The 26,932-nt window shown below is 54.4% G+C and carries 29 protein-coding genes; 4 read left to right on the forward strand and 25 right to left on the reverse strand.

The features are described 5' to 3' along the window. Positions 1-50: 50 nt before the first annotated feature. From ACFPQ4_RS16700 to ACFPQ4_RS16815, 24 genes are all read right to left on the reverse strand, one after another. Complete coding sequence (locus tag ACFPQ4_RS16700; RefSeq protein ID WP_378113002.1) at positions 51-311, reverse strand: DUF1146 domain-containing protein; 261 nt, start codon at positions 309-311, stop codon at positions 51-53. A 49-nt stretch (positions 312-360) separates the two neighbouring features. Continuing rightward, positions 361-2,994, reverse strand: coding sequence for a S8 family serine peptidase (locus ACFPQ4_RS16705; RefSeq protein ID WP_378113003.1), 2,634 nt, complete (start codon positions 2,992-2,994; stop codon positions 361-363). A gap of 165 nt (positions 2,995-3,159) precedes the next feature. Further along, positions 3,160-4,707: an NADH-quinone oxidoreductase subunit N gene (locus ACFPQ4_RS16710; RefSeq protein ID WP_378113004.1), complete on the reverse strand. Its 1,548-nt coding sequence runs from the start codon at positions 4,705-4,707 to the stop codon at positions 3,160-3,162. A gap of 1 nt (position 4,708) precedes the next feature. After that, a complete protein-coding gene (locus tag ACFPQ4_RS16715) occupies positions 4,709-6,331 on the reverse strand; it encodes a complex I subunit 4 family protein (protein WP_378113005.1) in 1,623 nt (540 codons plus the stop codon). Beyond that, on the reverse strand, positions 6,331-8,199 hold the full coding sequence (gene nuoL / locus ACFPQ4_RS16720) for an NADH-quinone oxidoreductase subunit L (protein ID WP_378113006.1): 1,869 nt from the start codon (positions 8,197-8,199) through the stop codon (positions 6,331-6,333). The genes ACFPQ4_RS16715 and nuoL overlap by 1 nt, the downstream gene beginning before the upstream one ends. 4 nt (positions 8,200-8,203) lie before the next feature. Continuing rightward, positions 8,204-8,512 (reverse strand): NADH-quinone oxidoreductase subunit NuoK, encoded by a 309-nt coding sequence (gene nuoK, locus ACFPQ4_RS16725; RefSeq protein ID WP_378113007.1) that lies wholly within the window; start codon positions 8,510-8,512, stop codon positions 8,204-8,206. After that, complete coding sequence (locus ACFPQ4_RS16730; protein ID WP_378113008.1) at positions 8,509-9,036, reverse strand: NADH-quinone oxidoreductase subunit J; 528 nt, start codon at positions 9,034-9,036, stop codon at positions 8,509-8,511. Before ACFPQ4_RS16730 ends, nuoK begins: the two co-directional genes overlap by 4 nt. Positions 9,037-9,039: 3 nt before the next feature. After that, the gene (nuoI, locus tag ACFPQ4_RS16735; RefSeq protein WP_378113009.1) at positions 9,040-9,486 is read right to left on the reverse strand and encodes an NADH-quinone oxidoreductase subunit NuoI; all 447 of its coding nucleotides are present in this window, start codon (positions 9,484-9,486) and stop codon (positions 9,040-9,042) included. A 13-nt stretch (positions 9,487-9,499) separates the two neighbouring features. Beyond that, positions 9,500-10,507, reverse strand: a complete 1,008-nt coding sequence (gene nuoH, locus ACFPQ4_RS16740; RefSeq protein ID WP_378113010.1) for an NADH-quinone oxidoreductase subunit NuoH — start codon at positions 10,505-10,507, stop codon at positions 9,500-9,502. Continuing rightward, the gene (locus ACFPQ4_RS16745; protein WP_378113011.1) at positions 10,507-11,607 is read right to left on the reverse strand and encodes an NADH-quinone oxidoreductase subunit D; all 1,101 of its coding nucleotides are present in this window, start codon (positions 11,605-11,607) and stop codon (positions 10,507-10,509) included. The genes nuoH and ACFPQ4_RS16745 overlap by 1 nt, the downstream gene beginning before the upstream one ends. Positions 11,608-11,614: 7 nt before the next feature. Then, on the reverse strand, positions 11,615-12,439 hold the full coding sequence (locus ACFPQ4_RS16750) for an NADH-quinone oxidoreductase subunit C (protein ID WP_378113012.1): 825 nt from the start codon (positions 12,437-12,439) through the stop codon (positions 11,615-11,617). Then, complete coding sequence (locus ACFPQ4_RS16755; RefSeq protein WP_378113013.1) at positions 12,436-12,954, reverse strand: NuoB/complex I 20 kDa subunit family protein; 519 nt, start codon at positions 12,952-12,954, stop codon at positions 12,436-12,438. The genes ACFPQ4_RS16750 and ACFPQ4_RS16755 overlap by 4 nt, the downstream gene beginning before the upstream one ends. After that, on the reverse strand, positions 12,939-13,310 hold the full coding sequence (locus ACFPQ4_RS16760) for an NADH-quinone oxidoreductase subunit A (protein WP_378113014.1): 372 nt from the start codon (positions 13,308-13,310) through the stop codon (positions 12,939-12,941). The genes ACFPQ4_RS16755 and ACFPQ4_RS16760 overlap by 16 nt, the downstream gene beginning before the upstream one ends. A 206-nt stretch (positions 13,311-13,516) precedes the next feature. Beyond that, positions 13,517-13,966 (reverse strand): Dps family protein, encoded by a 450-nt coding sequence (locus ACFPQ4_RS16765; protein WP_378113015.1) that lies wholly within the window; start codon positions 13,964-13,966, stop codon positions 13,517-13,519. Positions 13,967-14,243: 277 nt separating this feature from the next. Beyond that, on the reverse strand, positions 14,244-14,651 hold the full coding sequence (locus tag ACFPQ4_RS16770) for a F0F1 ATP synthase subunit epsilon (protein ID WP_378113016.1): 408 nt from the start codon (positions 14,649-14,651) through the stop codon (positions 14,244-14,246). A 27-nt stretch (positions 14,652-14,678) separates the two neighbouring features. Then, a complete protein-coding gene (atpD, locus tag ACFPQ4_RS16775) occupies positions 14,679-16,088 on the reverse strand; it encodes a F0F1 ATP synthase subunit beta (RefSeq protein ID WP_378113017.1) in 1,410 nt (469 codons plus the stop codon). Positions 16,089-16,129: 41 nt separating this feature from the next. After that, on the reverse strand, positions 16,130-16,999 hold the full coding sequence (gene atpG / locus ACFPQ4_RS16780; protein ID WP_378113018.1) for an ATP synthase F1 subunit gamma: 870 nt from the start codon (positions 16,997-16,999) through the stop codon (positions 16,130-16,132). A gap of 71 nt (positions 17,000-17,070) precedes the next feature. After that, entirely contained in the window at positions 17,071-18,585 is a 1,515-nt protein-coding gene (atpA, locus tag ACFPQ4_RS16785) for a F0F1 ATP synthase subunit alpha (RefSeq protein WP_378113019.1), read from the reverse strand. Positions 18,586-18,625: 40 nt separating this feature from the next. Then, positions 18,626-19,174 (reverse strand): F0F1 ATP synthase subunit delta, encoded by a 549-nt coding sequence (locus tag ACFPQ4_RS16790; RefSeq protein ID WP_378113020.1) that lies wholly within the window; start codon positions 19,172-19,174, stop codon positions 18,626-18,628. Continuing rightward, complete coding sequence (gene atpF, locus ACFPQ4_RS16795) at positions 19,171-19,656, reverse strand: F0F1 ATP synthase subunit B (RefSeq protein ID WP_378113021.1); 486 nt, start codon at positions 19,654-19,656, stop codon at positions 19,171-19,173. Before atpF ends, ACFPQ4_RS16790 begins: the two co-directional genes overlap by 4 nt. A 106-nt stretch (positions 19,657-19,762) precedes the next feature. After that, the gene (gene atpE, locus ACFPQ4_RS16800) at positions 19,763-19,987 is read right to left on the reverse strand and encodes a F0F1 ATP synthase subunit C (RefSeq protein WP_378113022.1); all 225 of its coding nucleotides are present in this window, start codon (positions 19,985-19,987) and stop codon (positions 19,763-19,765) included. A gap of 36 nt (positions 19,988-20,023) precedes the next feature. After that, a complete protein-coding gene (gene atpB / locus ACFPQ4_RS16805) occupies positions 20,024-20,803 on the reverse strand; it encodes a F0F1 ATP synthase subunit A (protein ID WP_378113023.1) in 780 nt (259 codons plus the stop codon). Positions 20,804-20,807: 4 nt separating this feature from the next. Beyond that, a complete protein-coding gene (locus ACFPQ4_RS16810; RefSeq protein WP_378113025.1) occupies positions 20,808-21,218 on the reverse strand; it encodes an ATP synthase subunit I in 411 nt (136 codons plus the stop codon). After that, positions 21,215-21,463, reverse strand: coding sequence for an AtpZ/AtpI family protein (locus ACFPQ4_RS16815; RefSeq protein WP_378113026.1), 249 nt, complete (start codon positions 21,461-21,463; stop codon positions 21,215-21,217). Before ACFPQ4_RS16815 ends, ACFPQ4_RS16810 begins: the two co-directional genes overlap by 4 nt. Positions 21,464-21,753: 290 nt before the next feature. Between ACFPQ4_RS16815 and ACFPQ4_RS16820 the strand changes: the two genes are divergently transcribed. Genes ACFPQ4_RS16820 through ACFPQ4_RS16835 form a run of 4 tightly spaced genes read left to right on the forward strand, consistent with a single transcriptional unit; the run spans position 21,754 to position 25,768 of the window. Next, positions 21,754-23,211, forward strand: a complete 1,458-nt coding sequence (locus ACFPQ4_RS16820) for a spore germination protein (RefSeq protein ID WP_378113027.1) — start codon at positions 21,754-21,756, stop codon at positions 23,209-23,211. Further along, positions 23,205-24,416, forward strand: coding sequence for a Ger(x)C family spore germination protein (locus ACFPQ4_RS16825; protein WP_378113028.1), 1,212 nt, complete (start codon positions 23,205-23,207; stop codon positions 24,414-24,416). The genes ACFPQ4_RS16820 and ACFPQ4_RS16825 overlap by 7 nt, the downstream gene beginning before the upstream one ends. A 6-nt stretch (positions 24,417-24,422) precedes the next feature. After that, the gene (locus tag ACFPQ4_RS16830) at positions 24,423-24,650 is read left to right on the forward strand and encodes a hypothetical protein (protein WP_378113029.1); all 228 of its coding nucleotides are present in this window, start codon (positions 24,423-24,425) and stop codon (positions 24,648-24,650) included. Positions 24,651-24,667: 17 nt separating this feature from the next. Continuing rightward, complete coding sequence (locus tag ACFPQ4_RS16835) at positions 24,668-25,768, forward strand: GerAB/ArcD/ProY family transporter (RefSeq protein ID WP_378113030.1); 1,101 nt, start codon at positions 24,668-24,670, stop codon at positions 25,766-25,768. A 36-nt stretch (positions 25,769-25,804) separates the two neighbouring features. Here the strand turns inward: ACFPQ4_RS16835 and wecB are convergent, their stop codons facing one another. Beyond that, complete coding sequence (gene wecB / locus ACFPQ4_RS16840) at positions 25,805-26,926, reverse strand: non-hydrolyzing UDP-N-acetylglucosamine 2-epimerase (RefSeq protein ID WP_378113155.1); 1,122 nt, start codon at positions 26,924-26,926, stop codon at positions 25,805-25,807. Between the last annotated feature and the right edge of the window lie 6 nt (positions 26,927-26,932).

A 26,932-nucleotide genomic window follows, 5' to 3' on the forward strand; every position in this document is an offset into this window, starting at 1 on the left:
CATTATAATTCATTGTGAGCATTCCGACTTCCCGCTATGCGAAAATACGGTTACTCCGAGCCGAACAGCCATTTGACCGTACCTGCCCAGGTCCAATAATCCAGAATAAATCTCGCTGCAGAATGCCCCAAGACGATCGCGAAAAGCAGCTGCAGCACGCGCGCTCGCGGGCTTCGGGGGTGCCGGACGATTTTGTCGAAGTTCACTTCGTGCAGTACGAACCAGGCAACGGCCACGCACCCAAGCGTTACGAATATGGAGAACAGTCCGTTCCAGCCTACTGTCGCGAGCACTCCCGATTGATCCAGCATGCGTATTCATTCCTTCTACGTCGACTAGGGCAAATGAAAATTCGTTCATTTATGCTTTGTGTTCAAGCAACTTCGCTAACAGTACAGACCATTCCGCCCGGGTAATCGTTGCATCCGGTTTGAAATTTCCGTCCGGATACCCGCTAAGCCAGTGCCCCTCTTTAAGCGCTTCTACGATCGCCGCAAGCTCATCTTTAGCCGGGATGTCCTTAAACACCTGCTTTGGACGCTGAGGCAAGTCAAGCTTCAAGGCCGTTGCGAACAGCTTTGCGGCTTCCGCTCGCGTCAGCTCGGTCGCAGGTTGAAGCTGCCCGCCCGTATACGACGCCAGCCAGCCCGCTTGGTCGGCTTTAACGACCGGATCGTAAAGCCAGCTTCGAGGCGCGATATCTTGGAATCGCATCGTCGCCGAAGGCTTCTTCAGATCGAAAGCGCGAACAAGCGTTGCGATGGCTTCGCCCCGAGATAACGACGCGCCAGGACGAAATTGTCCATCCGGATAGCCGTTAACCCAACCGGCTTTGACCAAAGATTGTATGCTTGGGCTAGCCCAACGATAACCGGTCAAATCGCTGAAAGGATCTTGCGTCGCTTCCGCTTGCATTATGAAATGATAAGCTTGATTCGGTTCCGCGCGGTCAGCCTCGATCGACATATAGTAGGTACCGGGTTCCAGCACGCGTTCCCCGGCAAGCGAGTCGTTATCCTTCGCGTTGCGCCAGGTATTTAGCGTTTGCTGTTTGCGATCCCTTAATGCGACCGTGACGACCGTTCCATCGGCAATGCCGCCGAACGATAATTGTATCTTTTTTCGCTCGGAGAGCGTAAAACGATACCAGTCTACGTCATCATCCGGGTTAACGAGTCCCTCGTATCGTTCGCCATACGATAACGGCGTAGCCGTTACGGGACTGTTGTTCGGTTCATATGGGTCTTCGTATTGGGTAATATATTCCAGTGATGCGGTATACGTCCCGATGACAGGCTCCGGATTTGCGGATACCGCATTCGTAATTCTTATATAATACTTGCCCGCTTTGGCCTGCTTGATGATCAGCTGTTCGCTGCCACCGTCGCCTCGTTCATCCACGATAGTCATGGCGCCGCCCGCTGGCTGAATCATGAGCGCCAGATCGATTCTCGCCGTATCCGTCGTAGCCGACAACGCGAGTTCGCCATCCTTCGGAACATTAACCGTCGTCCAGTCCTCGTCGTTGCGCTGATGGAACGTTCCCGTCCATTGCTGCGTACGAGGAGGTAACGTAAAGGCGGTCGTTGCCGAATCGTTCGGTTCCCTCGCATCCGCGTTCATTTCGAAGCCGGAGGTTAGTCGATACCCTGGATACAGGCCGATTTTGCCGGACGCGGCCTTCGATACCTTTAACCAGTAGCGGCCTTTAGGTACGAGCCATTGGACAACTCCAGGCGTCGCGTCATCGCTCTGGTCTAGTTCAACGGAGCTTGGGTTGCCGCCGAATAGGGAAAACTGAGCCGTATCCTTGCTAATGGTAAGCGTACCGCCGTAAGGAATGTCGATCGTATACCAATCGACATCGCTTTGACTGCTCCAAGCCCCCGCTACTTCTTTGCCTAACGGGAACGTTGAAGCTTGATCTCTCGCATCATTCGGCTCCCGCCAATCCGCAACGCTGACCATTCGAACGGCGTTGTTCGCGGAAAGAAAGCCGTAACCGATATTCGCGTTCCAATCCGCGGAGCCCGACTTCAAAGCAGCTCCACGCAGCGCTTCCCGCACCTGAACCGGCTTCCAATCCGGATGCGCGGCCATCAGCATCGCCGCAGCGGCCGCAACTTGCGGCGCACCCATTGAGCTGCCAACCATCGTCGCACGTCCGCCTCCGATCGCAAGCGTGTCTACGGACCACGACGCGCTTAGATCGATCTCGGGTCCCGATGTCGACTGCGAAACCGGCTTAAGCACCTCTGAGCCGGACACCGCCAGAACGCTCGCATACGCGGCCGGATATTGCACCGCCGCCTTGGAACCTAAAGTTGCCGCATCGTTGCCGCTAGCCGCAACCAGCAATACGCCTTTGCTCTCCGCCTCCGCTACCGCCTCGCGCAATTTAGGCGCATCCCGCCTTAACCCGAGAGACAGCACGATGATATCCGCGCCTTGCGCGACGGCATAGTTAATCGCTTGCGTCAGCTTCGATTCGTCGCCGGAGCCATTCTGATCGAGCGCCTTGATCGGCAAAATCCGCCCCTTCCACTTCACCTTGCCGGACGCTTCTCCAGCACTTGCGACCGCGGCAATAATACCGGCTACCGCGGTTCCGTGACCGTTGTCGTCCTGCGGCTGACGGTTCGTGTTAACAAGATTTTTGCCAGGTAAGAGAAAGGGCTTAAGGCCGGGGTGATTGAAGTCGACGCCCGTATCCACGACGGCAATCGTTGTCGTGACGTCCGCGGATATTGCCGACCAAGCCTCAATAAATCCCGAATCCTTCAGAAACGCTGCCGTGCCTGTAGCGGACGCGGCTTCCAAGGCTTGTACCTCTACTAACGACGAACTTCTGACTTCACCTATGGATATTGAACGCTCGCGTGCGATCCCGGTCGGCATGATCAGCATCGCAGCGCAGCACACGGCGATGACGGAGAGCGTTAGGCGCATTCTTGGACGAATGTTTCCTTCGCGCTTCCCGAATCTATTTCTCATTCCAACCACGCTTTCTGGGACTGCATTAGGTATACATATCCCATTCGATTTTCGACAGCAATTCCCTTCTTTCATCATAAAAATCGGTCTTTGGTCACATCAGACGGAGAGGCTGCCCGAAGCAAGTTATTCATGCCTGGGGCAGCCTCCATTACTTAAGTCTTATTAGGAAACGAACATATCGTACGGCCACGAGAACACCTGATCGATCCACTCCATAATCGGTTTCGGGAAAAATCCAAGCGCAAGCGTTGCCGACACGCATAACCAAATGCCTATCGTTGCCGGAACGGTCATCCGAAGTCCCGAATCGATTTCGCCGCTTCTGAGGTACATTTGGCGAATGAACGAGAAGTAAACGGCATAGGACACGACAGTGGTCACGAGTAAAATCGCAGCTAGCCAGTAAGTCTTGTTCTGCACGGTAGCGAAGAGGATGAACAGCTTCCCGAAGAAACCGCCCGTAACAGGCAACCCGGCAAGCGAGCATAGCAATACGGTCATCCCTACGACCGTCCACGGCGCGCGATGGTACAAGCCCGCGAACCCCGAGATCGTCTCGTTACCCGTATCCCGCGATACGATCGTCAACACCGCGAACGCCCCGATGTTCATGAACGCGTAAGCGATCAGGTAATAGAAGAACTCGTTGAAAAGGGACGTGTGCAAAGGCGCAAGACCGAGCACGAGCGGCGTCAACAGAATGCCCGCGTTCGCGACGCCGGATAAGGCGAGCAGTCGCTTAACGTTACGTTGCCGCAACGCTCCGGCCGTACCGACTATCATGGCGGCGGCTGCCAGCACGGCTAGCGCCAAGAAAACATCGTTGCTCATGACATTGTTCTGGCTGAAATAGGATTGCGTCATGAACGTGAAGAAGATTCGATACAGCATAGCGAATGCGGCGCCTTTGGCTACGACCGCCAAGAATGCGGTCACCGGCGTCGGAGCGCCCTGGTAGACGTCTGAAGCCCAAGCGTGGAACGGCGCTAGCGCCAGCTTAACCGCGAACCCCGAGATCATTAAGAAGAAGCTGACGTATAACAGCGCTTCGCTAGTTAACATCGCGTTCTCCATGCCCTGATAAATGTCCGACAACAGGGTGCTTCCCGTCACGCCGTATAGGAACGACATGCCGTACAAGATGAACGCGGATGCGACGCCGCCCGTTACGACGTACTTGAATGCCGCTTCGCTCGACTGACTCGACCGCTTGCGGGCCGCCACCAGTATATACGACGTAATGCTGAGCAATTCTAGGCCCACGAACAGCGTGATTAGATCACCCGAGGAGGACATAACCATCGCACCGAGCACGGCCGGGAGGATAAGGTAGTAGAACTCGCCTTTGATCGGCACATCCTCGTCGCGGACGGTTCCGAGCGAAGAGAAGACGATGAACGCCGATGAACCTAGGAATAAGAGCTTAAGCAAATTGCCGAAATCGTCGATCCGGTAGCTTCCTCCAACGAGATTGACCACTTGTTGCGGCACGTCGGTCGTTCCGCTGTCTTTTAAGTCCATGATTAGCAGAATGACGAATACCGCCGCCGCGAGCAACCCCGCTAAGGTAAACCATCCGATTACGTTGCGACTCACCCGTCTCGGCAACACGAGATCGAGGACCGCCAGCAAGATCGCGACAATCGACAACGTTATTTCGGGGGAGAGGTACCACGTATCGCTCCATGTTAAAGTCTGCAAGCTATCCATGTTAACCCCCCATCCTCGTGTGAAGTTGTTCCAGCAGCCCGTTAAATCCGTTCTGCATCAGGTCCGTTAAGATGGACGGGTATACGCCTAGCAGGACGATCAGCGCCGCTAACGCGATCATGGGCAGCGCCTCGATGAAGCGCGCGTCTTTCATATTCGCGAACGACGCCGGCATGCTTCCGTAAGTAATGCCCAGAATGCTGCGTAACACATAGATAGCCGCGAAGAGTATGCCGAGCGCACCGATAGCGGTAATCCACTTCATCGAACCGAATAAACCAAGGAACGATAGGAATTCTCCGACGAAGCCGGACAAGCCCGGTAACCCTAGCGATGCCAAGCCCCCGACGAGCAGGATGCCGGACATGAACGGCACCGCCTTAGCCAAGCCTCCGAGTTCATCCAACTGCGTCGTATTCGTTCGCTCGTACAAGCTGCCTACGATAAGGAATAACAGCGCGGAGATGAGACCGTGCGAGACCGACTGATAGATGGCGCCTTGTAGCCCGACTTCCTCGAGAGAAGCGATTCCGAGCAGGACGATACCCATATGGCTAATACTCGAGTAAGCCAGTACGAGCTTGAATTCTTTTTGCACGCATGCCAGTATCGCGCCGTACAAAATGTTGATGACGCCCAATATGGCGATAACCGTCGACCAAGATTGCAATTGCTCGGGAAATAAAAACGCTCCGAACCTTATTAGACCGTATACGCCCATTTTCAACAAAATACCGGAGTGAATCATGACGATCGATGGCGGCGCTTCCGTATGTACCCGAAGCATCCAAGTATGGAACGGGAAGATCGGCACTTTGATGCCGAACGCGATCAGAAGCAAGATGAACGCGCCCCATCTCATATTATCGTTCAGCATAAAGTCCGCTTTGCTGCCGACCTGATCGACCGTCAAATTGGCCATGGCTTGCGGGTCGGATAAATTCGCGAGCAGAACATCGTAATTTCCGCTGAACAAGATGTGCGAGCCCGCTTGCGAGTCGACTGCGCTAAACCCGAGCGTCGCGATGAGTAACAAGAACGATAGCAACATCGCCGCCGAGCCTATTCCGTTATAGATCAGGAACCGCGTAGCCGCCTTCTCCCTGCCGTAGTAGCCCCAAATGCCGATCAGGAAGAACATCGGAATGAGCGTTACTTCGAAGAAGATGAAGAACAAGATTAGGTCGCGAGATAAAAATACGCCGTAGATTCCGGTTAAAAGCAGCAAGAACAAGACGTAGAACATTTTCCAACGTTTCCGGATATGGACGGAGGCTAGCGCCGCCATCGTAGAAACGATGCTCGTCAGAAGCAACAGCGGCATCGAGATGCCGTCGACCGCGAGATGGTAATCGAAGCTCAGCAACGACGACGTGGCTCCCTGCAACAATTCCTTGTTAAGCGGAATCGATAGCCAGGTCGCGTGTTCCGTGTATACGGCCCCGCCGATCGAAGGCTGGTATGCGGCGAATAGCCACAGCGTCAGCACGAGCGGAATGACCGTGAACGCGATCGCCGTCATGCGAAGCCACTGGCTTCGCTGGCTCGGCAATAAGAGTACGATTAAGGCTCCGACTAAAGGTGCAAATGTAATGAGCGATAAAATAGGTACGTTGTCCAGCATTACCAGAACCTCCTTCCCGCAATGGCGAGCGCCAGGATGACGATTCCGATTAACGCTGTAAGCGCATAGGTTTGCACTTGCCCGCCTTGCAGACGGGAGTTGAGACGTCCGAGCGCGGAAGTCGAATAACCGGCCAAGCGAACGACCCCGTCGACGATATAATCGTCGAACAACTGCAGCGCTTTGCCAAAGCTTTGAAGCGGCTTCACGAACAAGAAATGGTACAATTCGTCGACATAATATTTGCGCTCGAGCAGCTTAACCAAGCCCGGTGCGCGAGACGAGACCGCATCGCGACGAACTGTGCCTTTGACATAAATAAGCCATCCGATATAAATACCGAGCAACCCTACCGCAACGGAGACGACCATAACGATGCCATTGGAGTGATCCTCCGGCGCAACCCCCGTCAGCCATTCTCCGAGCCAGCCCTTGAACGGCGTATCCACGAAGCCGGCGACGACCGCCAGGACTGCGAGCACGATCAGAGGGATCGTCATGACGGAAGGAGACTCGTGGGCATGGCCTTCCTTCTTCGGCTTGCCGGTGAAGACAAGGAAGAACAGGCGAGCCATGTACAGCGCCGTGAAGAAGGCGGCAATAACGCCTACGGCGAAGAATATGCCGTTCTTCTCAAGCGCCGCTGCCAAGATCGCATCCTTGGACCAGAAGCCCGCGAACGGCGGAATGCCGGACAGCGCGAGCGCGCCGATCCCGAACGTCCAAGCCGTGATCTTCATCGTCTTGCCGAGACCGCCCATTTCTCGAATATCTTGCGTGTGGGCGCCATGGATGACGCTACCCGCGCCGAGGAACAAAAGCGCCTTGAAGAAGGCGTGCGTGAATAGGTGGAACATGGCCGCGGATACCGAGCCGACGCCGAGCGCTATCATCATGTAGCCGAGCTGGCTGACGGTCGAGTAGGCCAATATCCGTTTGATATCGTTCTGCGCCAAACCGATCGAAGCCGCGAATATTGCCGTGAAAGCCCCGATAATGGCGACCGTGTTCATCGCAGCGTCCGATGCCAAGAAGATGTCGTACGTGCGAGCGACGAGGAACACGCCGGCCGCAACCATCGTCGCGGCATGGATCAAGGCACTGATCGGCGTAGGACCTTCCATCGCGTCGGGAAGCCACGTATGTAACGGGAATTGACCCGATTTGCCTACCGCGCCGAGGAAGATCAACAACGCGATCAACGTCGTGATGCCCACCGAGATCACTCCGCCGGACGTACCGAATACGTTATGGATCGACGTGAAGTCGAGCGCGTGACCAGGCATGTACCAGAAAAGAAGAAGCAGAGCGATGAGCAAGCCCAAATCCCCGATTCTCGTGACGATGAACGCTTTCTTCGCTGCGGCTTTAGCCTCCGGCTTTTGGAACCAGAAACCGACAAGCAAGAAGGAGCAGACGCCGACAAGCTCCCAGAAAATATAGAACGTCAGCAGGTTATCGGAAATGACGAGACCGAGCATCGAGCTTGTGAACAGCGCAACATAAGCGAAGAAAGTCGAGATGCGCTCGTCGTCTTTCATGTAGCCTTGCGAATACAAATTGACGAGGAAGCTGACGAGCGTGACGACGACTAACATAAGCGAGGTTAGATTCGTCACTTCGAATCCCGCGCTCAGCTTGAGCGTGCCGATCTGAAGCCACTCGAATTGCCGGCTGTATTCCGGCGTATTGTCGGCCAGTCTTTCTATGGCGATGCATAACGACAAGACGAGCGAAGCGAACGTCGCGACCGTGCCGATCCACGCGCCGGTCTGTCTTGCTCCTTTGCCCATAGCCGTCAAAATAGCGAAAGCCGCTAGCGGGAATACCGGGACGAGCCAAGCGTATTCCGCGAAAGAGGTGCTCATGTCGTTACCTCCCCAACTCGTCGAATTCGTCCACGTTGACCGTGGCGCGACCGCGGTACCAGACGATCAGCACGGCCATGCCGACCGCGGCTTCCGCCGCTGCGACCGTTATCGTGAACAAAGAGAATATTTGGCCCGTCAGAGACGGGTTAACCCCGTACTTGGAGAAGGCGATTAGGTTAAGATTGACCGCGTTGAGCATCAATTCGATCGACAGAAGCACGACGATCGCATTGCGTTTCGTTAGCACGCCGTACAGTCCTACGCAGAACAGCACCGCCGCCAGCGTCAGATAGGAACCCAGCATCGTCATTGCGGGTCCTCCTCTCTCTTCGCCAGCGCGACGGCGCCGATGAATGCTACGGTTAATAGCACGGAAATCAGTTCGAACGGCACCGCGTAACGGCTGAACAGCTCCAAACCGATCGCGCGCGTATTGTCGAGCGGCAGCGTATTCTCACTCGCAGGCGGGAAATCCGCGTTGCGGATCGCATAGAACAGGATGCCGAAGAGGCATAGGCAGCCTATGGCGGCTAACGTCTCGAGCAGCGGACGCGCCGGCTCCTTGCCTTCCCCGTCGTGCTTCGTCATCATAATGCCGAAGATCATAAGAATCGTTACGGCGCCTACGTACAGCAGCACTTGCACGAACGCGACGAATTCCGCATTGAGCAAAATGTAGAGTCCGGCCAGCGCGATGAACGTGAACGCGAGCGAAACGACGATATGAACGACTTTCGTGAAGTTAATCGCCATGACCGCTCCGATGATCGCACAAATCGCAAGCAGGAAAAATGCAAAAAACTCGCCGCTGAAATCAACGTTGAAGTTAAACACGGTTTATTTGGCGCCTCCTTTCGGAGAGCCGATATTGTTATTATCTAGCCGTACGTTCTTGTTGTTCGCGAACAGCCAATCTTTGTCCTTGTACAACTCGTCGCGGCTGTAAGTCGCGAGCTCGAAGTTGTTCGTCATGACGATCGCTTCCGTAGGACACACTTCGGTGCACAGGTCGCAGAGGATGCAAATCTCGAAATTGATATCGTACGTGTCGATGACTTTGCCCTTCTTCTCCGGATCCGGATTCGCTTTGCCGGTCAGCGTGATGCATTCCGTCGGACAGACGCGGACGCATTGATTGCACACGATGCACTTATCCGGCTCGAAATATTGAATCCCGCGGAATCGGTCCGGCATAATGACCGGCATATCCGGATACGACATCGTAACTTTTTTGGACCCCATCGTTTTGAGCGATACGCCCAAGCCTTTCAGCATTCCCTTCATGTCGCTAGCCCCCCTATCCGATCAATTCTATGCCTAATGCCGTCAAGAAAATATTCAATATCGCGAGTGGCAAGAGCACCTTCCATGCGAGGCCCATCAATTGATCGACGCGAAGCCTTGGGAATGTTGCCCGAATCCAGAAGAGCGTGAAGACGATGAAAGCGAACTTGAGGAAGAACCAGATAATTCCCGGGATAAAATCAAGCTGCGGGAACGGCGGGTTCCAGCCTCCGAGGAACAGAATGGTCGTAAGACAGGCGATCGCGTACACGTAGATGTACTCCGTAAGCATGAAGAACGCGAACCGGAAGCCGCTATACTCGACGTGATACCCGGCCACGAGCTCCGATTCCGCTTCCGGCAAGTCGAACGGCGTCCGGTTCAGCTCCGAAATCGCGGAGATGATAAATACGCCGAAGCCGATAATCTGAGGCAGGAAGTTCCATTCCCAGAAGTAACCTTCTTGATGGATTACGATATCCCTCAGGTTCAAGCTGCCGGTCATCATGACGATCCCGACGACGGACATAACGAGCGGAACTTCGTAGCTGATCATTTGCGCGGCCGAACGCATGCCGCCGAGGAGCGCGTACTTGTTGTTGGACGCCCAACCGCCGACGACGATCGCGATCGTCGTGATGCCGGACAGTGCGATGTAATAGAGGAAGCCGACGTTAAGATCGGCGAATTGCAAATTCAGACTGTAAGGAATGAACGCGAGCACGACGAACGAAGGTACGAACGCTAGCACAGGCGCTAGAATGAATAACCCTCTGTCTGCCTTGCTCGGAATCGTGTCTTCCTTAAGGAGCAGCTTGGCGACGTCCGCGACCGATTGGAGCAAGCCGAGCGGACCGACGCGGTTCGGGCCTTTGCGAAATTGCATCCAGCCGATGAACTTGCGTTCGAAGTAGATCGCATAGGTAACGAAAAAAATAACGATGGCTAAAATGGCGACGGCGGTTGCGGCAAAAATACCGGCCGTTCCCCAGCTAAGCTTATCGTCCCAGAAGTGCTGCATCAGCAATCAACCTCCCCTAGCACGATATCGATGCCGCCGAGAATCGTAACCATGTTCGTCATATTCTCTCCGATGAGCAGCTTGGGCAAAATTTGCAGGTTGACGAACGAAGGACGACGGAATTTGAGCCGGTACGGTTCTGCCTTGCCCTTCGATACGATGTGGCAGCCGATCTCGCCTCGCGGCGACTCGATGCGTACGTAGATTTCTCCGGCAGGCGGACGAATGACGCGAGGAACTTTGCCCATCGTGTCCCCTTCGCCCGGGAATTGCTCCAGCGCTTGCTCCAGAATGCGCAAGCTCTGCGTAATCTCGCCGAGCCGGCACAAGTAACGGTCGTAGCAATCGCCGTTTTTGCCGACGACGACGTCGAAGTCGAAGCGGTCGTACAAGCTGTAAGGCTCGGTTTTGCGCAGATCCCAGTTCACGCCCGTGCAACGCAGGTTCGCGCCGGATAATCCGTATTCGATGGCGGTTTTGGCTTCGTATTGGCCGATCCCTTTGATTCGGGACAGGAAGATCTCGTTGCCGCTGACCAGGTTGTTATATTCGTCGAGTCGGAAGTACATATCCTTCACGAACGTCTTCACGCGATCGAGCCAGCCTTCGGGCGCGTCCCATTTTACGCCGCCGACCCGCATGTAATTGTAGGTTAACCGGGCGCCGCATAGCTCGTTGAACAAACCGAGAATCCGCTCGCGGTCGCTGAACGCGTACAGGAACGGGCTCATCGCGCCGATATCGAGCAAATACGTCCCCCACCAGACGAGGTGGCTTGCGATCCGTTGCAATTCCATGACTACGAGTCTCAAATACTCCGCGCGTTCCGGAATTTCCAGTCCCATCATTTTCTCGACGGCATGTACGAGCACGTAATTGTTCGTCATAGCAGAGACGTAATCCATGCGGTCGGTATAAGGAATAATCTGCGTGTAGTTTAAATTCTCGGCAAGCTTCTCCGTGCCCCGGTGCAAATACCCCATGACGGGCGTAGCTTCCGTGATGATTTCCCCGTCTAGCTTGACGACGATCCGAAATACGCCGTGCGTGCTCGGATGCTGCGGGCCGACATTGAGCAACAGTTCTTCTGTACGAATCACGTGAGCCTTACACCTCCGGATCGAGCGGAACGTAGTCTTTGCGTAGCGGATGGCCTTCCCAGTCGTCCGGCATCATGATGCGCCGAAGATCGGGATGGCCTGGAAAATCGATGCCGAGCAGATCGTATATTTCGCGTTCGTTCCAATTCGCGGTCTCCCAAATCGGAGTTACGGACGGCACGGATGGCTGCTCGCGCTCTGCACGTACTTTGATACAGTAAGTCTCGCGTGCTCCCATGTTCAACGGATAATAGACGACTTCCATATACGTCTCATAATCTACGCCGGATACGTTACGCAAATAATCGCATGCAAGCTCGGTATGATTGCGGAACAATTGAGCCGATTGCAGCCAGCGATCGTTCTTTACGACGAGCGTCGGCAAGTGATCGTTCGGCTCATTAATGTAAGCTTCTTCTACCGCGTCTTCCGCGACCAATTCCCGTAACAACGTAACGACCCGGTTTAACTGCGGTTGGTTAGGAGATGGAGGAGCGACCGGCGCGGGAGGCTCATCCGTAACCGCTGGCGCAGGCGTTCCGTCCGCGGGCGCGGCAGGCGCTGCCGCCGGTACTGCGCTCGCTTGCGCTTGTTGCGCGGCTTTGGCAGCCTCCGCCGCTGCTTCCGCAGCCGCGGCTTTGGCGGCTTGCTTCGCCTCGAAAGCGGCTTTGCGTCTGGCAGTCTTCTCTTCGTCCGTCTCTTTGCGAGGCGCATCCTCCGCAGGCTGTGCTGACGCAGCAGGCTGATCAGCCTGCGCGGCATCCGGCTGAGAAGCTTTCACTTCTTCGGCAGGCGGCTCTTGGCTAGGCTTGTTCTCGTTCTCTTCGCTCATCGGTCGGTCACCCGCTTTCCGGTTTTCGCCTCGTAGCGGATCTTCTCTTGCAGTTTATTGATACCATAGATTAGCGCCGCCGGATTCGGCGGGCAACCCGGGATGTATACGTCGACGGGGACGAGCTGGTCAACGCCCTTGATGACGGAATAGGACTTCACGTACGGACCGCCGGCGGTCGCGCACGAGCCCATCGCGATTACCCATTTCGGCTCAGGCATTTGATCGTACAGCCTCTTCAGCAGAGGTCCCATCTTCTTCGTCACGGTACCGGAGACGATCATGACGTCCGCCTGACGCGGCGACGTACGGAAGATGACGCCGAAGCGGTCTAGATCATAGTGGGCGCCGCCCGAAGCCATCATCTCGATCGCGCAGCACGCGAGACCGAAAGTGAGCGGCCACAACGAGTTGCTTCTTGCCCAGCCTTTGAGCTGTTCGATCGTACCGAAAAACACGTTGCGCTCGATTTCCTTGCGATCCTCAGGCGATACGTTCTCTAGATTGAGTTCCATTTGAATACCTTCTTCCTCCAGGCATATACGAGCCCGATGCATAATAACCCCGCAAAGATGACCATTTCGACCAATGCAAAGAGGCCCATTTGCTTATACGCAACGGCCCAAGGGTAGAGGAATACGGTTTCGACATCGAACACGACGAACATCAGCGCGTAAAGATAATAACGTACGTTGAAGCGAATCTGGCTGTCGCCGACCGGATCGTTCCCGCTCTCGTAAGTCGTTTCTTTGGCGGCATTCGGCTTATGAGGACGCAGCTGCTTGCCAAGCCATAGTACGGCAATCGGGAACAGAATGCCCAAGATCAGGAAGGCGGTAACAATGACGTAAGAATTAATGTACTTCTCCAAATCATCGCCTCCGCGATCAGTAAATTTGACGCGCTGTACGGCAAGCTATGTAGATAAATCCATCCATAATTATAGCAAATGCTCCCACGCGCGTCCATGAAAAAAGCGGTTTCATTAATCCCTGCAAAGTAATGCCTATATACGAAAAAAGCCATTTCATGGGCCTTGCGCTCATGAAATGACCTCTATACTCCAAACTGCTATCGCTATGCTAAAGTTGCGCTCAGTAACCAGACCTGCTTCTGAAGCTCTCCGATTTGTCCGATGAACAGATCCGCTGTCGCATCGTCGCCGACTTCCGTCGCGAGCATCGCGGTATCTTCCAAACCCGAGACCAGCGCTTTCAAGTCCTCGATAGCCCCCGCAAGTATGTCGCTCTCGGCTCCGCCCTTATCGGCTTCCTTAATCGTTGCCAGCTCAAGGTATTCTTTCATCGTAGAAGCCGGTTTTCCTTCGATCGTAAGTATGCGTTCGGCCAGCTCATCCCATTTCTCGGCGGCTAGATCGTACAGCTCTTCGAATTTGGCGTGCAAAGTCGGGAAATGAGGACCCTTCACGTACCAATGCTTATGATGGAGCTTTACGTATAGGACGGCCCAATTGGCTAACTGAACATTCATCGCTTCTTGCAGGTTGTTCATAACTTTTCTCACCATCCGTATCAGTCTCCATCCTACTTTACCCCGATACGGTTATTTCAAACCGATGCTTGGAAAAATCCGCAGTTATCCACAGGTTATTCTTGTTTTATCCCCGAATCACTCTTTTTTATCCCCGTTATGCACTAACTTATCCTCAATTTCCACCGTTTTGTCCACATTCCTGTGGATTAATGTTTGAAATGTAGCGTAACCACGCAAAAGTTATGCCCTTGTGAATAAAAAAAATCACCCCGCGCCGGAACGAATCCAGTGCGGGGTGATCGGGGTAATTCTATTCTTTGCGGTGTTCTACGAGTTCGAGACGGCTTACCGCACGTCTCAGTGCCATCTCGGCGCGGTGAGCGTTGATGTCCGACTGCTTTTGGGCAAGCCGGCGCTCAGCGCGCTCTTTCGCGAGACGGGCACGCGAAACGTCGATGTCCGCTTCTAGCTCGGCCGCTTCGGCGAGGATAACCACTTTGTCCTTGCGGACTTCCATGAATCCGCCGTGAACAGCGATAAACGTATCGGTGTTCCCGATTTTGGCTTTGACCGGAGCGATCTTCAAAGGGGTTACCAAAGGGATATGATGCGGCAAAATACCGAGCTCTCCCCCGACGCCCTTGACGACGACCATGTTTACGTCTTGCTCGTAAACTTTCCGTTCAGGCGTAACGATTTCCAAACGCATGGTGCTCATGTCGATTCCCTCCTAACCGGCGGCGGATTAAACCGCGGCAGCGAGTTTCTTCGCCTTCTCGACGGCTTCTTCGATGACGCCGACGTTGTGGAAAGCCGGTTCAGGAAGATCGTCGTGTTTGCCTTCGAGGATCTCCTTGAAGCTGCGGATCGTTTCTTTGATCGGCGCGTACACGCCCGGGATGCCGTTGAACGCCTCGGCCACGTGAAGCGGCTGGGAGAGGAACAATTGCACGCGGCGAGCGCGGTGAACGACCAATTTGTCTTCCTCGGACAATTCGTCCATACCGAGGATCGCGATGATATCGAGAAGCTCTTTGTAACGTTGAAGAAGCTTTTTAACGCCTTGAGCGACGTTATAGTGCTCATCGCCAACGATTTCAGGAGCCAAAATACGGGAAGAAGATGCGAGCGGGTCAACGGCCGGGAAAATACCCATTGCCGCGATGTTACGCTCCAAGTTCGTCGTCGCGTCCAAGTGGGCGAACGCCGTTGCCGGTGCCGGGTCCGTATAGTCATCGGCAGGAACGTAGATCGCTTGGATGGACGTGATGGAACCTTTCTTCGTGGAAGTGATACGCTCTTGCAGTTGACCCATCTCCGTAGCGAGCGTAGGTTGGTAACCTACCGCGGACGGCATGCGGCCGAGCAATGCGGATACTTCGGAACCTGCTTGGGTAAAGCGGAAGATGTTATCGACGAACAAGAGAACGTCTTTGCCCTCTTGGTCGCGGAAGTACTCAGCCATCGTAAGACCCGTAAGAGCAACGCGCATACGCGCTCCCGGAGGCTCGTTCATTTGACCGAATACCATCGCAAGCTTAGCGATAACGCCGGACTCGCTCATCTCATGGTACAAGTCGTTCCCTTCACGAGTACGCTCGCCTACGCCGGCGAATACGGAAATACCGCCATGCTCGGAAGCGATGTTGTGAATAAGCTCTTGCATAAGAACGGTTTTGCCTACGCCGGCACCGCCGAACAGACCGATTTTACCGCCCTTGGTGTACGGAGCAAGAAGGTCAACGACCTTGATGCCCGTCTCGAGCATTTCCGTCTGCGTCGACAGTTCTTCGAACGTCGGTGCAGCGCGGTGAATTGGGTTCACGCTCGAACGGTCTGGCGCAGCCGCGCCGTCGATCGGATCTCCCAATACGTTAAATACGCGACCAAGCGTAGCAGGTCCAACTGGAACTGTGATAGGACCGCCCGTATCTACTGCGTCCATACCGCGAACAAGTCCGTCGGTAGAAGACATAGCGACCGCGCGCACGAGGTTATCGCCCAAATGTTGAGCGACTTCGGCCGTCAGGCTAATTTTCAAGTTGCCTGTCACGCCTTCGATTTTAATCGCATTCAGAATGTCCGGCAGTTGGCCGTGGTCGAACTCGATGTCGACGACCGGGCCTAGTACCTGGACAATACGTCCCTTGCTCATTCGTGTCCCTCCTTCTTTTTTCCCCATAACATAATTCTGTACTATTGTTGTGCGTTCGCGCCGCCGACGATTTCCGCGATTTCTTGCGTGATCGCCGCTTGACGTGCGCGGTTATAAGTCAATGTCAATGCGCCGATCATCTTCGTCGCATTTTTCGTAGCGTTGCCCATCGCAGTCATACGGGAACCGAACTCGCTTGCTTTGTTGTTCAGCATCGCGCTGTACACAAGCGTCTCCGCGTATTTCGGCAGGAGAACGTTCAGCACTTCTTCCGCAGACGGCTCGTATTCGTAGTCCGCCGTCGCGCCTTTCGATCCGCCGAGTTGGGAAGGATCGAGCGGCAACAGTTGCTTAATCGTCGGAATTTGCGTCAGAGCGTTAACGAAAAGGTTGTAGACCAAGTAAACTTCGTCGTACTGTCCTTCTTCGAACCCTTTGACCGCCGCCGAAGCAACCGGCTTAATATCGGAGAACGTCGGAGAATCCGACAGCCCCGTTACGACTTCCGCCAGAGGATAACCTCTGCGAGTCAAGTAATCGCGGCCTTTGCGTCCGATAACGAACACCGCGTACTCATCCTTGGACTTATGCTTCTCGCCGAACGTTGCCGTCAGCTTCCGAAGCAAGTTGGAGTTCAAACCGCCGGCAAGACCGCGGTCCGAAGTGATTACGACGTAAGCCGTCCGTTTGACCGGACGTTTCTGGAGCATGGCGTGCTTCACGGAACCGCCGCCCGAAGCAATGCTGTCTACCACTTCCTTAAGCTTGTCGGCATAAGGACGAGAGGCGACCGCCGCGTTCTGTGCGCGTCTCAGCTTCGCTGCCGCGACCATCTCCATCGCTTTCGTGATCTGCTTCGTGCTCTGCGTGCTCTTGATCTGGCGTTTAATATCGCGCATACCTTTAGCCATTCGATTCACCACCTTATTGCCGGGCTCGGCGGCATACCAAGCCCGGGTGCCAGCTTATTTAAGCGGATGGCTTACGCCTTAACGGCAAAGCCTTTTTTGAAAGCGGCAATCGCTTCGACAAGCGCTTTGTCGGTGTCGCCGGTCAAGTCTTTCGTATCGCGAATGGAAGCGAAGATCTCAGGACGGTTCGCATCCACGTAGGACAGGAATTCAGCTTCGAAGCGGCGTACGTCCCCAACCGGAATATCGTCCGTGTGACCACGGGTAACGATGAAGAGGGAGACGACTTGGCGCTCAACCGGAAGCGGTTGGTTAACGCCTTGCTTCAAAATTTCGAGCGTGCGGATACCGCGGTCGAGACGCGACTTCGTAACTTTATCGAGGTCGGAACCGAACGCCGCGAACGCAGCAAGCTCACGGTATTGGGCAAGGTCGGTTTTGAGCGTGCCCGCTACCTTTTTCATAGCTTTGATTTGAGCGGAGCTACCTACACGGGATACCGAGATACCGACGTTAACCGCCGGACGTTGGCCGGAGTAGAACAGATCGGACTCAAGGAAGATTTGACCGTCGGTAATCGAGATAACGTTCGTCGGGATGTACGCCGATACGTCGCCTGCTTGCGTCTCGATGAACGGAAGCGCGGTTAAGGAACCGCCGCCAAGTTCGTCGTTCAGCTTCGCAGCGCGCTCGAGAAGACGGGAGTGTAAATAGAATACGTCCCCTGGATAAGCTTCGCGGCCCGGAGGACGGCGGAGCAAGAGGGAAAGTTCGCGGTAAGCCGCGGCTTGCTTGGACAAGTCGTCATAGATGATCAGAACGTGCTTGCCGTTATACATGAAGTACTCGCCCATTGCGCAGCCCGTATACGGAGCCAAGAACAAGAGCGGAGAAGGTTCGGATGCGGAAGCCGTAACGACGATCGTGTAATCCAATGCGCCTTGTTTACGAAGGTTTTCGACAACGCCGCGAACGGTCGATTGTTTTTGGCCGATGGCTACATAGATACAGATAACGCCGTTGCCTTTTTGGTTAACGATCGTGTCGATCGCGATTTGCGTTTTACCCGTTTGGCGGTCGCCGATGATAAGCTCGCGTTGGCCGCGGCCGATCGGAATCATCGCGTCGATCGCTTTAATGCCGGTTTGCATAGGCTCATGAACGGATTTACGTGCCATAACGCCTGGTGCCGGCGATTCGACTGGACGGAAAGCCGTCGTAGCGATTGGACCATTGCCGTCGACCGGGTGGCCTAGCGCGTTAACGACGCGGCCAAGCAAGGCTTCGCCGACTGGAACTTCCATGATGCGTCCGGTTCTTTTAACTTGGTCGCCTTCGCGGATGCCTTTATATGGACCCATGATAACGACACCGACGTTGTCTTCTTCAAGGTTGAGCGCCATGCCGACGACTCCGCCCTCGAATTCAAGCAATTCGCCGGCCATACATTTTTCCAAGCCGTGTACGCGGGCGATACCGTCACCAATCTGGATGACGGTGCCTACGTCAACGACTTGAATATCGGATTCGTATTGTTCGATTTGCTTCTTGATCAGCGTGCTGATCTCTTCGGGCCTAATACTCAACTCGTTCACCCCTGTCTCCATTGCTTAACTAAATATAATGTTAGATCGCCGCGTTCCGCAGCGCTTTATCCAAACGATCGAGCTTGCCCTTCAAGCTGCCGTCGTACAGCGTGTCGCCGATACGAACGGTCAAGCCGCCGAGCAGTTCCGGGTTGACGGCATTCGTAACGCGCACGGTTTTACCGAGCAACGCGCCGAACTTGTCCGCCAGCTTCTTCTTCTCGTCTTCCGACAACGGCTTGGACGAGGTTACGTGCGCATCCGCGCGTCCGAGCATGTTGCCCGCGACTTGCAGGTAAGCTTCCAGTACGGAACCGAGCTCGCCTTCGCGTCCGCGTTCGATCAGCAAGCTGACCGTGTTCAGTACGAACGAAGAAGCTTTGTCGTCGAACGCCGACTTCAGCGCAGCCACTTTAGCGGCGAGCGTAACGTTCGGCGCGCTCAGGAACGCGCGAATCGTCGCGTCGCTCTCGATTGTGCTGACGATCAAGCTGAGCTTGTTCTCGACTTCCGCTACGAGCCCTTGCTCTTGCGCTAGCTGGAACAATGCTTTTGCGTAGCGTTTCGCTACGACCGTACCGCGGCTCATGACTTCGTTCCTACATTGTCGAGATACTTGTTAACGAGCTCCGCTTGCGCGCTCTCGTCCACTTGCTTCTCGATGATTTTGGAAGCGATCTGTACGGACAGGCCGCTGACTTCGGCTTTAAGCGATGCGACCGCTTTGTTCTTCTCGGTCTCGATATCGCGTACGGCTTCGTCTTTCAGACGGGTAGATTCGTTGCGAGCGGCTTGAACGATTTCGTCCGCTTGCTTGGAACCCGTCGTCTTGGCTTGCTCGATAATATCGTAAGCTTCTTTGCGCGCTTGTTGCAGCGCTTGCTTCTGTTCTTCGATCAGGCGTTCAGCCTCAGTGCGGTTGTTAGCCGCGTTATCCATCTGCTCTTGTACGAGCTGACGGCGCTTTTCCATTACTCCGAACAAGGGTTTAAACGCATACCGCGACAACAGAAGGAACAACACCGCGAATGCCACTAGTTGGATGAAAAAATTGGACCAAGTAATTGTCACCGATCTACACTCCTTTCACTCGGCTCAATCAAGCTTCGTGTATTAACTGCAAAAGGAAGGCGTGGAGGCTAACACGACTCCGCGCCTTGCGTTCTGATTGACTTGATTATTTCGCCCACATGAAAGCAAGAACGAGGGAGATGATCGGCATTGCTTCTACCAAACCTACGCCGATGAAGGCAGTTGCAGTCAACGTACCGCGAAGTTCTGGTTGACGGGAGATTCCTTCTACCGTTTTGCTGAAGATCAAACCGTTACCGATACCTGCGCCAAGTGCACCAAGACCAAACACGATACCGCCTGCGATATAACCGTAAGTATTCAAATCCATTGTGTAAATCCTCCTCGAAATATTAGGGTTTTGTTATTAGTGATCCTCTTCGTGCACGATCGATTGCGAGATATACACCATCGTTAGCATCGTGAAGACGAAGGATTGGATTGCGCCTACGAAAATACTAAAGCCTTGCCATACCAGCATCGCCGGAATACCGACCCAGCCCATGCCGAGAATTACGCCGATCATAACTTCCCCCGCGAAAATGTTACCGAATAGCCGCAAGCCGAGCGTTAGAGGCTTGGACACGATCTCGATAAGGTGAATCGGGAGAAACACGATGTTCGGATTGCTCGTGTAGTGCTTGAAGTAATGCTTAGCATTCGTTCTGATGCCTTGAACGTGGGAAAGTACGATGACGATCAACGCCAATGCCATAGTCATGGCCGCGTCAGCCGTTGGCGATTTCCACCAAGACCACGCCAGATGCTTACCCTCTTCTAAATCATCCGCGCTCACGAACAACTCATGCCCGAACACGGTCGGGATGTGATTGCCGTGCGCTTCCGTAATGATGCTGAATGGAAGACCCAGCATATTCGATACGAAGATGTACAAGATGAGCGTCAGGCCAAGGGCCAGATAAGGCCGGCCTTTCTTCGGATCCATCGACTGTCCGATGATGCCTTGGACGAATTCGACGACCCATTCCAGGAAGTTCTGTATTTTGCCGGGATTCTCAACTGATAGGTTGCGAACCGCCAGGCGGGCGATGATGAAGACGATAAGACTGGAAATGACCACCATCATGATCGCAGCCAAGTCAAATTTAATGCCGCCGATCTCGATTATTGGTGCTAAGTGTTCCATGTTGTCATTTTTCACCCCTTTCGTCAGTGGACTGTCCATCTCGTTGATGGCGAATGGCGAACAAACCCAATAACAGTGTCACCAACGGCAAAGCGAATATTCCTGCCGCGGTCGCCGCGAGATTGAAGTGAAGCTTCTCTACGGAAACCAAGACAGCTAACACGCCGATAGCCGCGCGCGACAGGAAGCCGAAGCCTCTTCTGCTCTTGCGGCCCGATGCCGCCATCTCACCGATAGTCGTCACTCTCCAAGCCAGATGGTACGCCGCCAGGAGACCTCCGATTAAACCGATGATAAATCCGCCGAAATAAGGTTTGCCCTCAGGCCATGCCGCAAGTCCAATACAGCCTATGGACAAAAAAAAGAAAGTAATTCGCTGTGTACGTCTTAGTAAAGCGGGCAAATCGTCGTTCATGGTTTTCCAGCTCCCGTATATTTGCGAATCAGCGCCACGGCCGATCCGATACCGGCAACAAGTCCGATCACGACTCCGGTCAAATAACCGTAGTCCGTGCCGTTCCGGTCATCATACACGGTGCCCAGCCACCAACCGAGACCGATGCAGACGGCTAGCTCCATACCCAACCCGGCGACAAGCCCTGCAGTGCGCCAAGGGTTCTCGTCTTGAGGCAATTCCGGTTTCCGTGGAGATTCCGCCATAGATTTGTCGCTCCTTCGACGCAACATAGGTTATGAAAAATGGCTAGAGTAAGCCCTTTCTCCCCATGTTCACGATATATTGTAGCCTTGCGTAACAACGTTTGTCAATTGATCGAAATTCAAACTTTATGTGAACGGAATCGCCGAAAATGCCGTAAAATCAGCCTTTCCGAGGTTTTCCAACCATACAGTTGAACTGTATGCTGTACGTCGATCGCCTGTTCTCCCCGGCATAGTGGATGATATTTCCTTACATGGACAGTCTATTGGAAAGGAAAGGAGATTCCGCCATGCTGTCCAAAAACCTTAACGACAATATTCGCCATATCCGCGAAGCCATGGGAGACAGCAGCGACCTTCGCTTGCGCAAGCTTACGCTGCCTTGGGCGAAGTTCGGAGGGACGGACGCCGCGCTGATGTATTTGGATGCGATGTCCGACTCTAACGCCCTTCAACAATCCGTCATACCGTCCTTGCTCGGGTATGAGCCCGCCACCCCTCCCCCATCCTCCGCATCGTTGCTCGAATGGATCGGCGCCCAAGTACTGGACGCTAGTGGGTATAAGCGGCAGACCGACTGGGATAGCCTGCTGCAAGCGATGTTATGCGGCGACGCTATTCTGCTGGTTGACGGCGGGAGCGACGCGCTGGCGATTGCCATGGCGGGTTACGAAGACCGGGGAATCTCCGACGCGAAAAACCAAGCGGTGACGAGAGGCCCGCAGGAAGCATTCACCGAGACGATGCACAAGAACATCACTTTAATCCGAAGGCGGATTAAAGACAGCCGCATTCGCGTGGTTACCCAAGTCAAAGGCAGCATTACGCGCACGAACGTCAGCATCGTCTATCTGGAAGGCATCGCGGGCGCCCAATTGGTACAAGAAGTGCTTAGCAGCTTGGACAAATTCAATCTGGAAGGCCTGTTCGATGCACATTATTTCGAAGAATTTTTCCAGAAGAAATTTACGCTCTACCCTACCGCTTACAATACGGAGCGGCCGGATACGGTATCCGCCATGATTTTGGAAGGACGAGTCGCCGTCATCGTCGACGGCAGTCCTTATGTCCTTGTCGTACCGGCGCTTCTCGCGGATTTCATCCAATCGGCGGAAGACTATTACCAGCCATCCTACTTCGCCATTCTTATTCGGTTCCTTCGCATGCTCGCGTTCGGAATCGCTTCGTTCGCCCCGGCTACTTATATCGCCGTGACGACGTTCCATCAGGATTTGTTGCCGATGCAGCTATTGCTAAGCTTGGCCGCTCAGCGGGAAGGCATTCCCTTCCCCGCTTTCGTCGAAGCGTTGTTGATGGAAATCACGTTCGAAATTTTGCGCGAAGCCGGCCTGCGCATGCCGCGCGCGATCGGACAAGCCGTCTCGATCGTCGGAACGATCGTCATCGGACAAGCCGCCGTCGATGCCGGCATCGTATCCGCGGCCATGGTCATTATCGTATCGATCACCGCCATATCCAGCTTCGTGCTGCCGTCTTATTCGTTCACGCTCGTCGTTCGCGTGCAACGGTTCTTCTTCATGATGCTTGCCGCCACGTTAGGTTTTTACGGCATTTACTTCGGCATCATTCTACTCGTACTCTGGTTATGCAGCCTGGATTCGTTCGGTTTCCCTTATTTGCGTCCCTTCACCCCTTACATCAAAAAAGAGCAGCGAGACGCGTTGTTCCGGGATGGCTTTTTGTATTGGAAAAAGAAACCGTCCGGCGGGGGGCTTAATGGATGGTAATGACCAAATATCTCATGACGTTCGTTCTGCTCGCGGTTTGTTGCCCGTTGTCCGGCTGTTGGAACCGCAGGGAAATGAACGATCTCGCGATCGTACTTGCCGCCGGCGTCGATCGCGTCGGCAAGCAATATCTCGTTACCGTCCAAGTCGCCGATCCTTCGCAGATGATCCGCCCTTCGCCAGGCAACCGCGCCTCAGGCATCGTGTATAGCGAGAAAGCTCTAACCGTGTACGAAGCATTGAGGAAAATTACGACCAAGTCCCCCAGACAGCTGTATTATGGGCATCTTAGCATGCTCTTCTTGAACGAGTCGGCCGCGCGGGAAGGGTTTAGCGAATTCGGAGATTTGTTCTTCCGCATGCCGGAGACGCGGCCGGACTTCGATGTCGTCGTCACCCACAAGGTGTCGTCGCGGGACATGCTGTCCATGGTGCCGCCATTCGAGATCGCGCCGGCGCTGGACTTCTTCAAGTCGTTGCAAATCTCCGAGCAAGAATGGGCGCCGACCAGCTCTGCCAGCATCTTCGACCTCATGCATCAGATCTCGACGGACGGCTGGGAGCCCGCCCTCACGGCCATCACGATGGTCGGGGACCGTAAGGGCGCAATGAGCCAAGACAACGTCAAACAGCCTAGGTCGCTCGGAGAATACAAATACGAAGGGATAGCCGTATTCAAAGACGATAAGCTGATCGGCATCATGAACGAAGAGGATAGCAAATCGTATTCTTACATGCGGAACAAAGTAGCTTCCACGGTCGCGCATCTGCATTGTCCGTCCTCGGACGATGAAATGACCGTCGAAATTAACGAAGCGAAATCGAGGATCGTTCCCTTGATCCGTAACGGGGAGCCCTATGCGCAAATCAGAATGCATTTCGAAGTGGCACTCGCGGAGTGCGATTGCAAGGACTTGGATTTAACAAAAGACGATGCCTACCGAAAGATCGAGAACGCGGGCCGCGAGACCGTCGATGAAATCGTCGGCGGCGGCATCCGCCACGTTCAAGAGAAGTTCGGTTCCGATATATACGGCTTCGGCGCCGCGTTTCATCGCAAGTATCCGAAGCATTGGAACGGTTGGAAGGACGACTGGAACCAGTATTTCAGCAAAATGCCGATCGAGCTGATCGTAGATTACCATGTTCGCAAAATCGGCGAGATCACTAATCCAGTGCAACCCGCTAATCGAGAAAGGAAGTGAACGCCAATGCGCTATGTCATTGCAATAACGGGAGTTCTCGCCTTTGCATTGACGATTGCGACCAATCGCAAAGCGAAATCCCCTTCTCCGGCCATAGCAACCGTAATCGCCTATAGTCTAGCGATATTCCTAGATACTTGGTATGCGCTGAGATTGCCGCTCCCCAGCGTCGGCAGGTGGGTCATTTGGTTCTCCAATCCGATGGCCGATGCCGTCGGGAAATGGTTGAAATAACGAAAGGAGGGGCTCCTATGAAGCCGCAAACGCTCACGACGCGGCAAGCCACGCTTTGGTTGACCCTCTATTATACGGGGAGCGCCATACTGGTCGCGCCCACCACTCTAACCGCCGTCGCCAAACAAGACGCTTGGATCGCCGTGCTCCTCGCGCTGGGCGTACACTTCGTCGTACTTCTGATCTTCGGGCCGCTCGGACGGCTTTCGGGCAAGGCCAGCGTCGGCGAGTTTCTTGCCAAGCTGCTCGGCAAGCCGATCGGGAAAATCGTTTTAGCCTTGCTGTTGCTTACGGGACCGTTGCCGGTGACCGTCTTTAACATAAGAGATTTAACGGACTTCACGACCAACGACATTCTCAATCGCACGCCTATCGAAGCGATCGCCTTTCTTGGGCTGCTCGTAGTGGTGATCGGGTTATATCTCGGAATCCAGACGTTAGGCCGCGCGGCGGACGTCCTTTTCCCCCTTGTCATGGTGCTCTTGCTAATTATGCTCGTCTCGCTTCTGCCGTCCATTACGGTCCATCATATTTTGCCCGTAGGGGAGTACGGCTTGAAACCGATTGTCGCCGCCTCCATCCTGCTGCTCGGTTACCCTTACTTGGAGCCGAGCATCCCATGGATGATCAGCTTCAAGATGGAGAAGCCCGCCCAATTCGGCAAAGTTCTGCGTAATAGCGCCTTGATCAGCGGTCTATTCTTCTTGTTAACGACTACGCTTACGATCATGAGAGCCGGTCCGGAGCTGGCCGCGCAGTTGTCCTATCCAACCTACTTCATGGCGAAAATGATCAACATCGGAGATTTCTATCAACGGGTGGAGGCGCTGCTCTCTTTCCTGTTCTTCATCGTGATCTTCTTTCGCCAGTCGATGTTGATCTATGTGAGCGCTACGGGACTCGCCGATCTTTTCTCCCTTAAAAATCATCGGACGTTGCTCATTCCCTTGGTATTAATCGTAATGCCGCTGGCTTTCAACGCGTGGTCGAATCCAAGTATGCTGTTCAAGCTAGACCAGACTTGGCCTTACTTCCGCATGATCTTCGGCGTGTTGTTGCCGCTCGCGGTGCTCATCGCCGCGATATGGAAGCAACAAAGAACCCAATCCGCCGCATAAAGCGAGGATGGGTTCTCTTGTTGGACGGCTATCGGATTAAGTCCGGAACGGTTCGGGACGGTCGCCTTTGCCGAAGTGATGCATGATGGCCTCGACGATGCGCTTGGAGGCTTGACCGTCTCCGTATGGATTGGCAGCCTTGCTCATTTTCTCGTATAGCGCGGAATCCGTTAATAGCGTGCGAGCGCGGTTGTATACGTTGTCTTCGTCGGTGCCGACCAACTCCAACGTACCGGCTTCGATGCCTTCGGGACGCTCGGTCGTATCGCGCAACACGAGGGTCGGAATGCCGAAGGAAGGTGCCTCTTCCTGCAGCCCGCCAGAATCCGTCATGATCATATAGGAATGCGGATAGAAATTGTGGAACTCGAATACGTCGAGCGGCTCGATCAGCTTAACGCGCGGATGATCACCAAGAATTTCGTTCGCCGGCTCCCGCACGGCCGGATTCGGATGGACCGCGTAGATGATCACAACGTCTTCGAATTCGTCGGCGATTCGTTTGACCGCCCGGAAAATATTCCGGTGAGGCTCTCCGATCGCCTCGCGGCGGTGGGCCGTCATGAGAATCATCCGTTTCCCCTTTGCCCAGTCCAGCACGGGATGCGTAAATCCGGTATCCACCGTGTATTCGAATACGTCCGTAGCCGTATTGCCCGTAACGTAAATGCGATCTTCGGGCTTATTCTCCTTGCGGAGATTGTTCGCCGACCATTCCGTCGGAGCGAAATGCACGTCGGACAGAACGCCCGCGAGCTGACGGTTCATTTCCTCCGGATACGGGTTCAGCTTGTTCCATGTCCGCAATCCGGCTTCGACGTGTCCTACCTGAATTTGCTGCAGGAACGCCGCGTAACTCGCCAAGAAGCAAGTTTGGGTATCTCCGTGCACTAATACGATATCGGGCCGCGATTCCTGCAGAACGGGCTCCAAGCCTTCCAAGACGCGCACCGTCGTTCCCGTAAGGGTCTGCCGTTGCTGCATGACGTTTAGGTCGTAATCCGGCACGATTTTGAAAAATTCAAGCACCTGATCGAGCAATTGACGGTGCTGCGCCGTCACACACACGATCGACTCGATCGCCTCCGGATGCTTCCGCAGCTCAAGCACGAGCGGCGCCATCTTGACCGCTTCCGGCCGGGTGCCGAATATCGTCATTACTTT

Origin of the sequence: Cohnella yongneupensis, assembly GCF_042655785.1 — a bacterium.
Classification (GTDB): Bacteria; Bacillota; Bacilli; order Paenibacillales; family Paenibacillaceae; genus Cohnella; species Cohnella yongneupensis.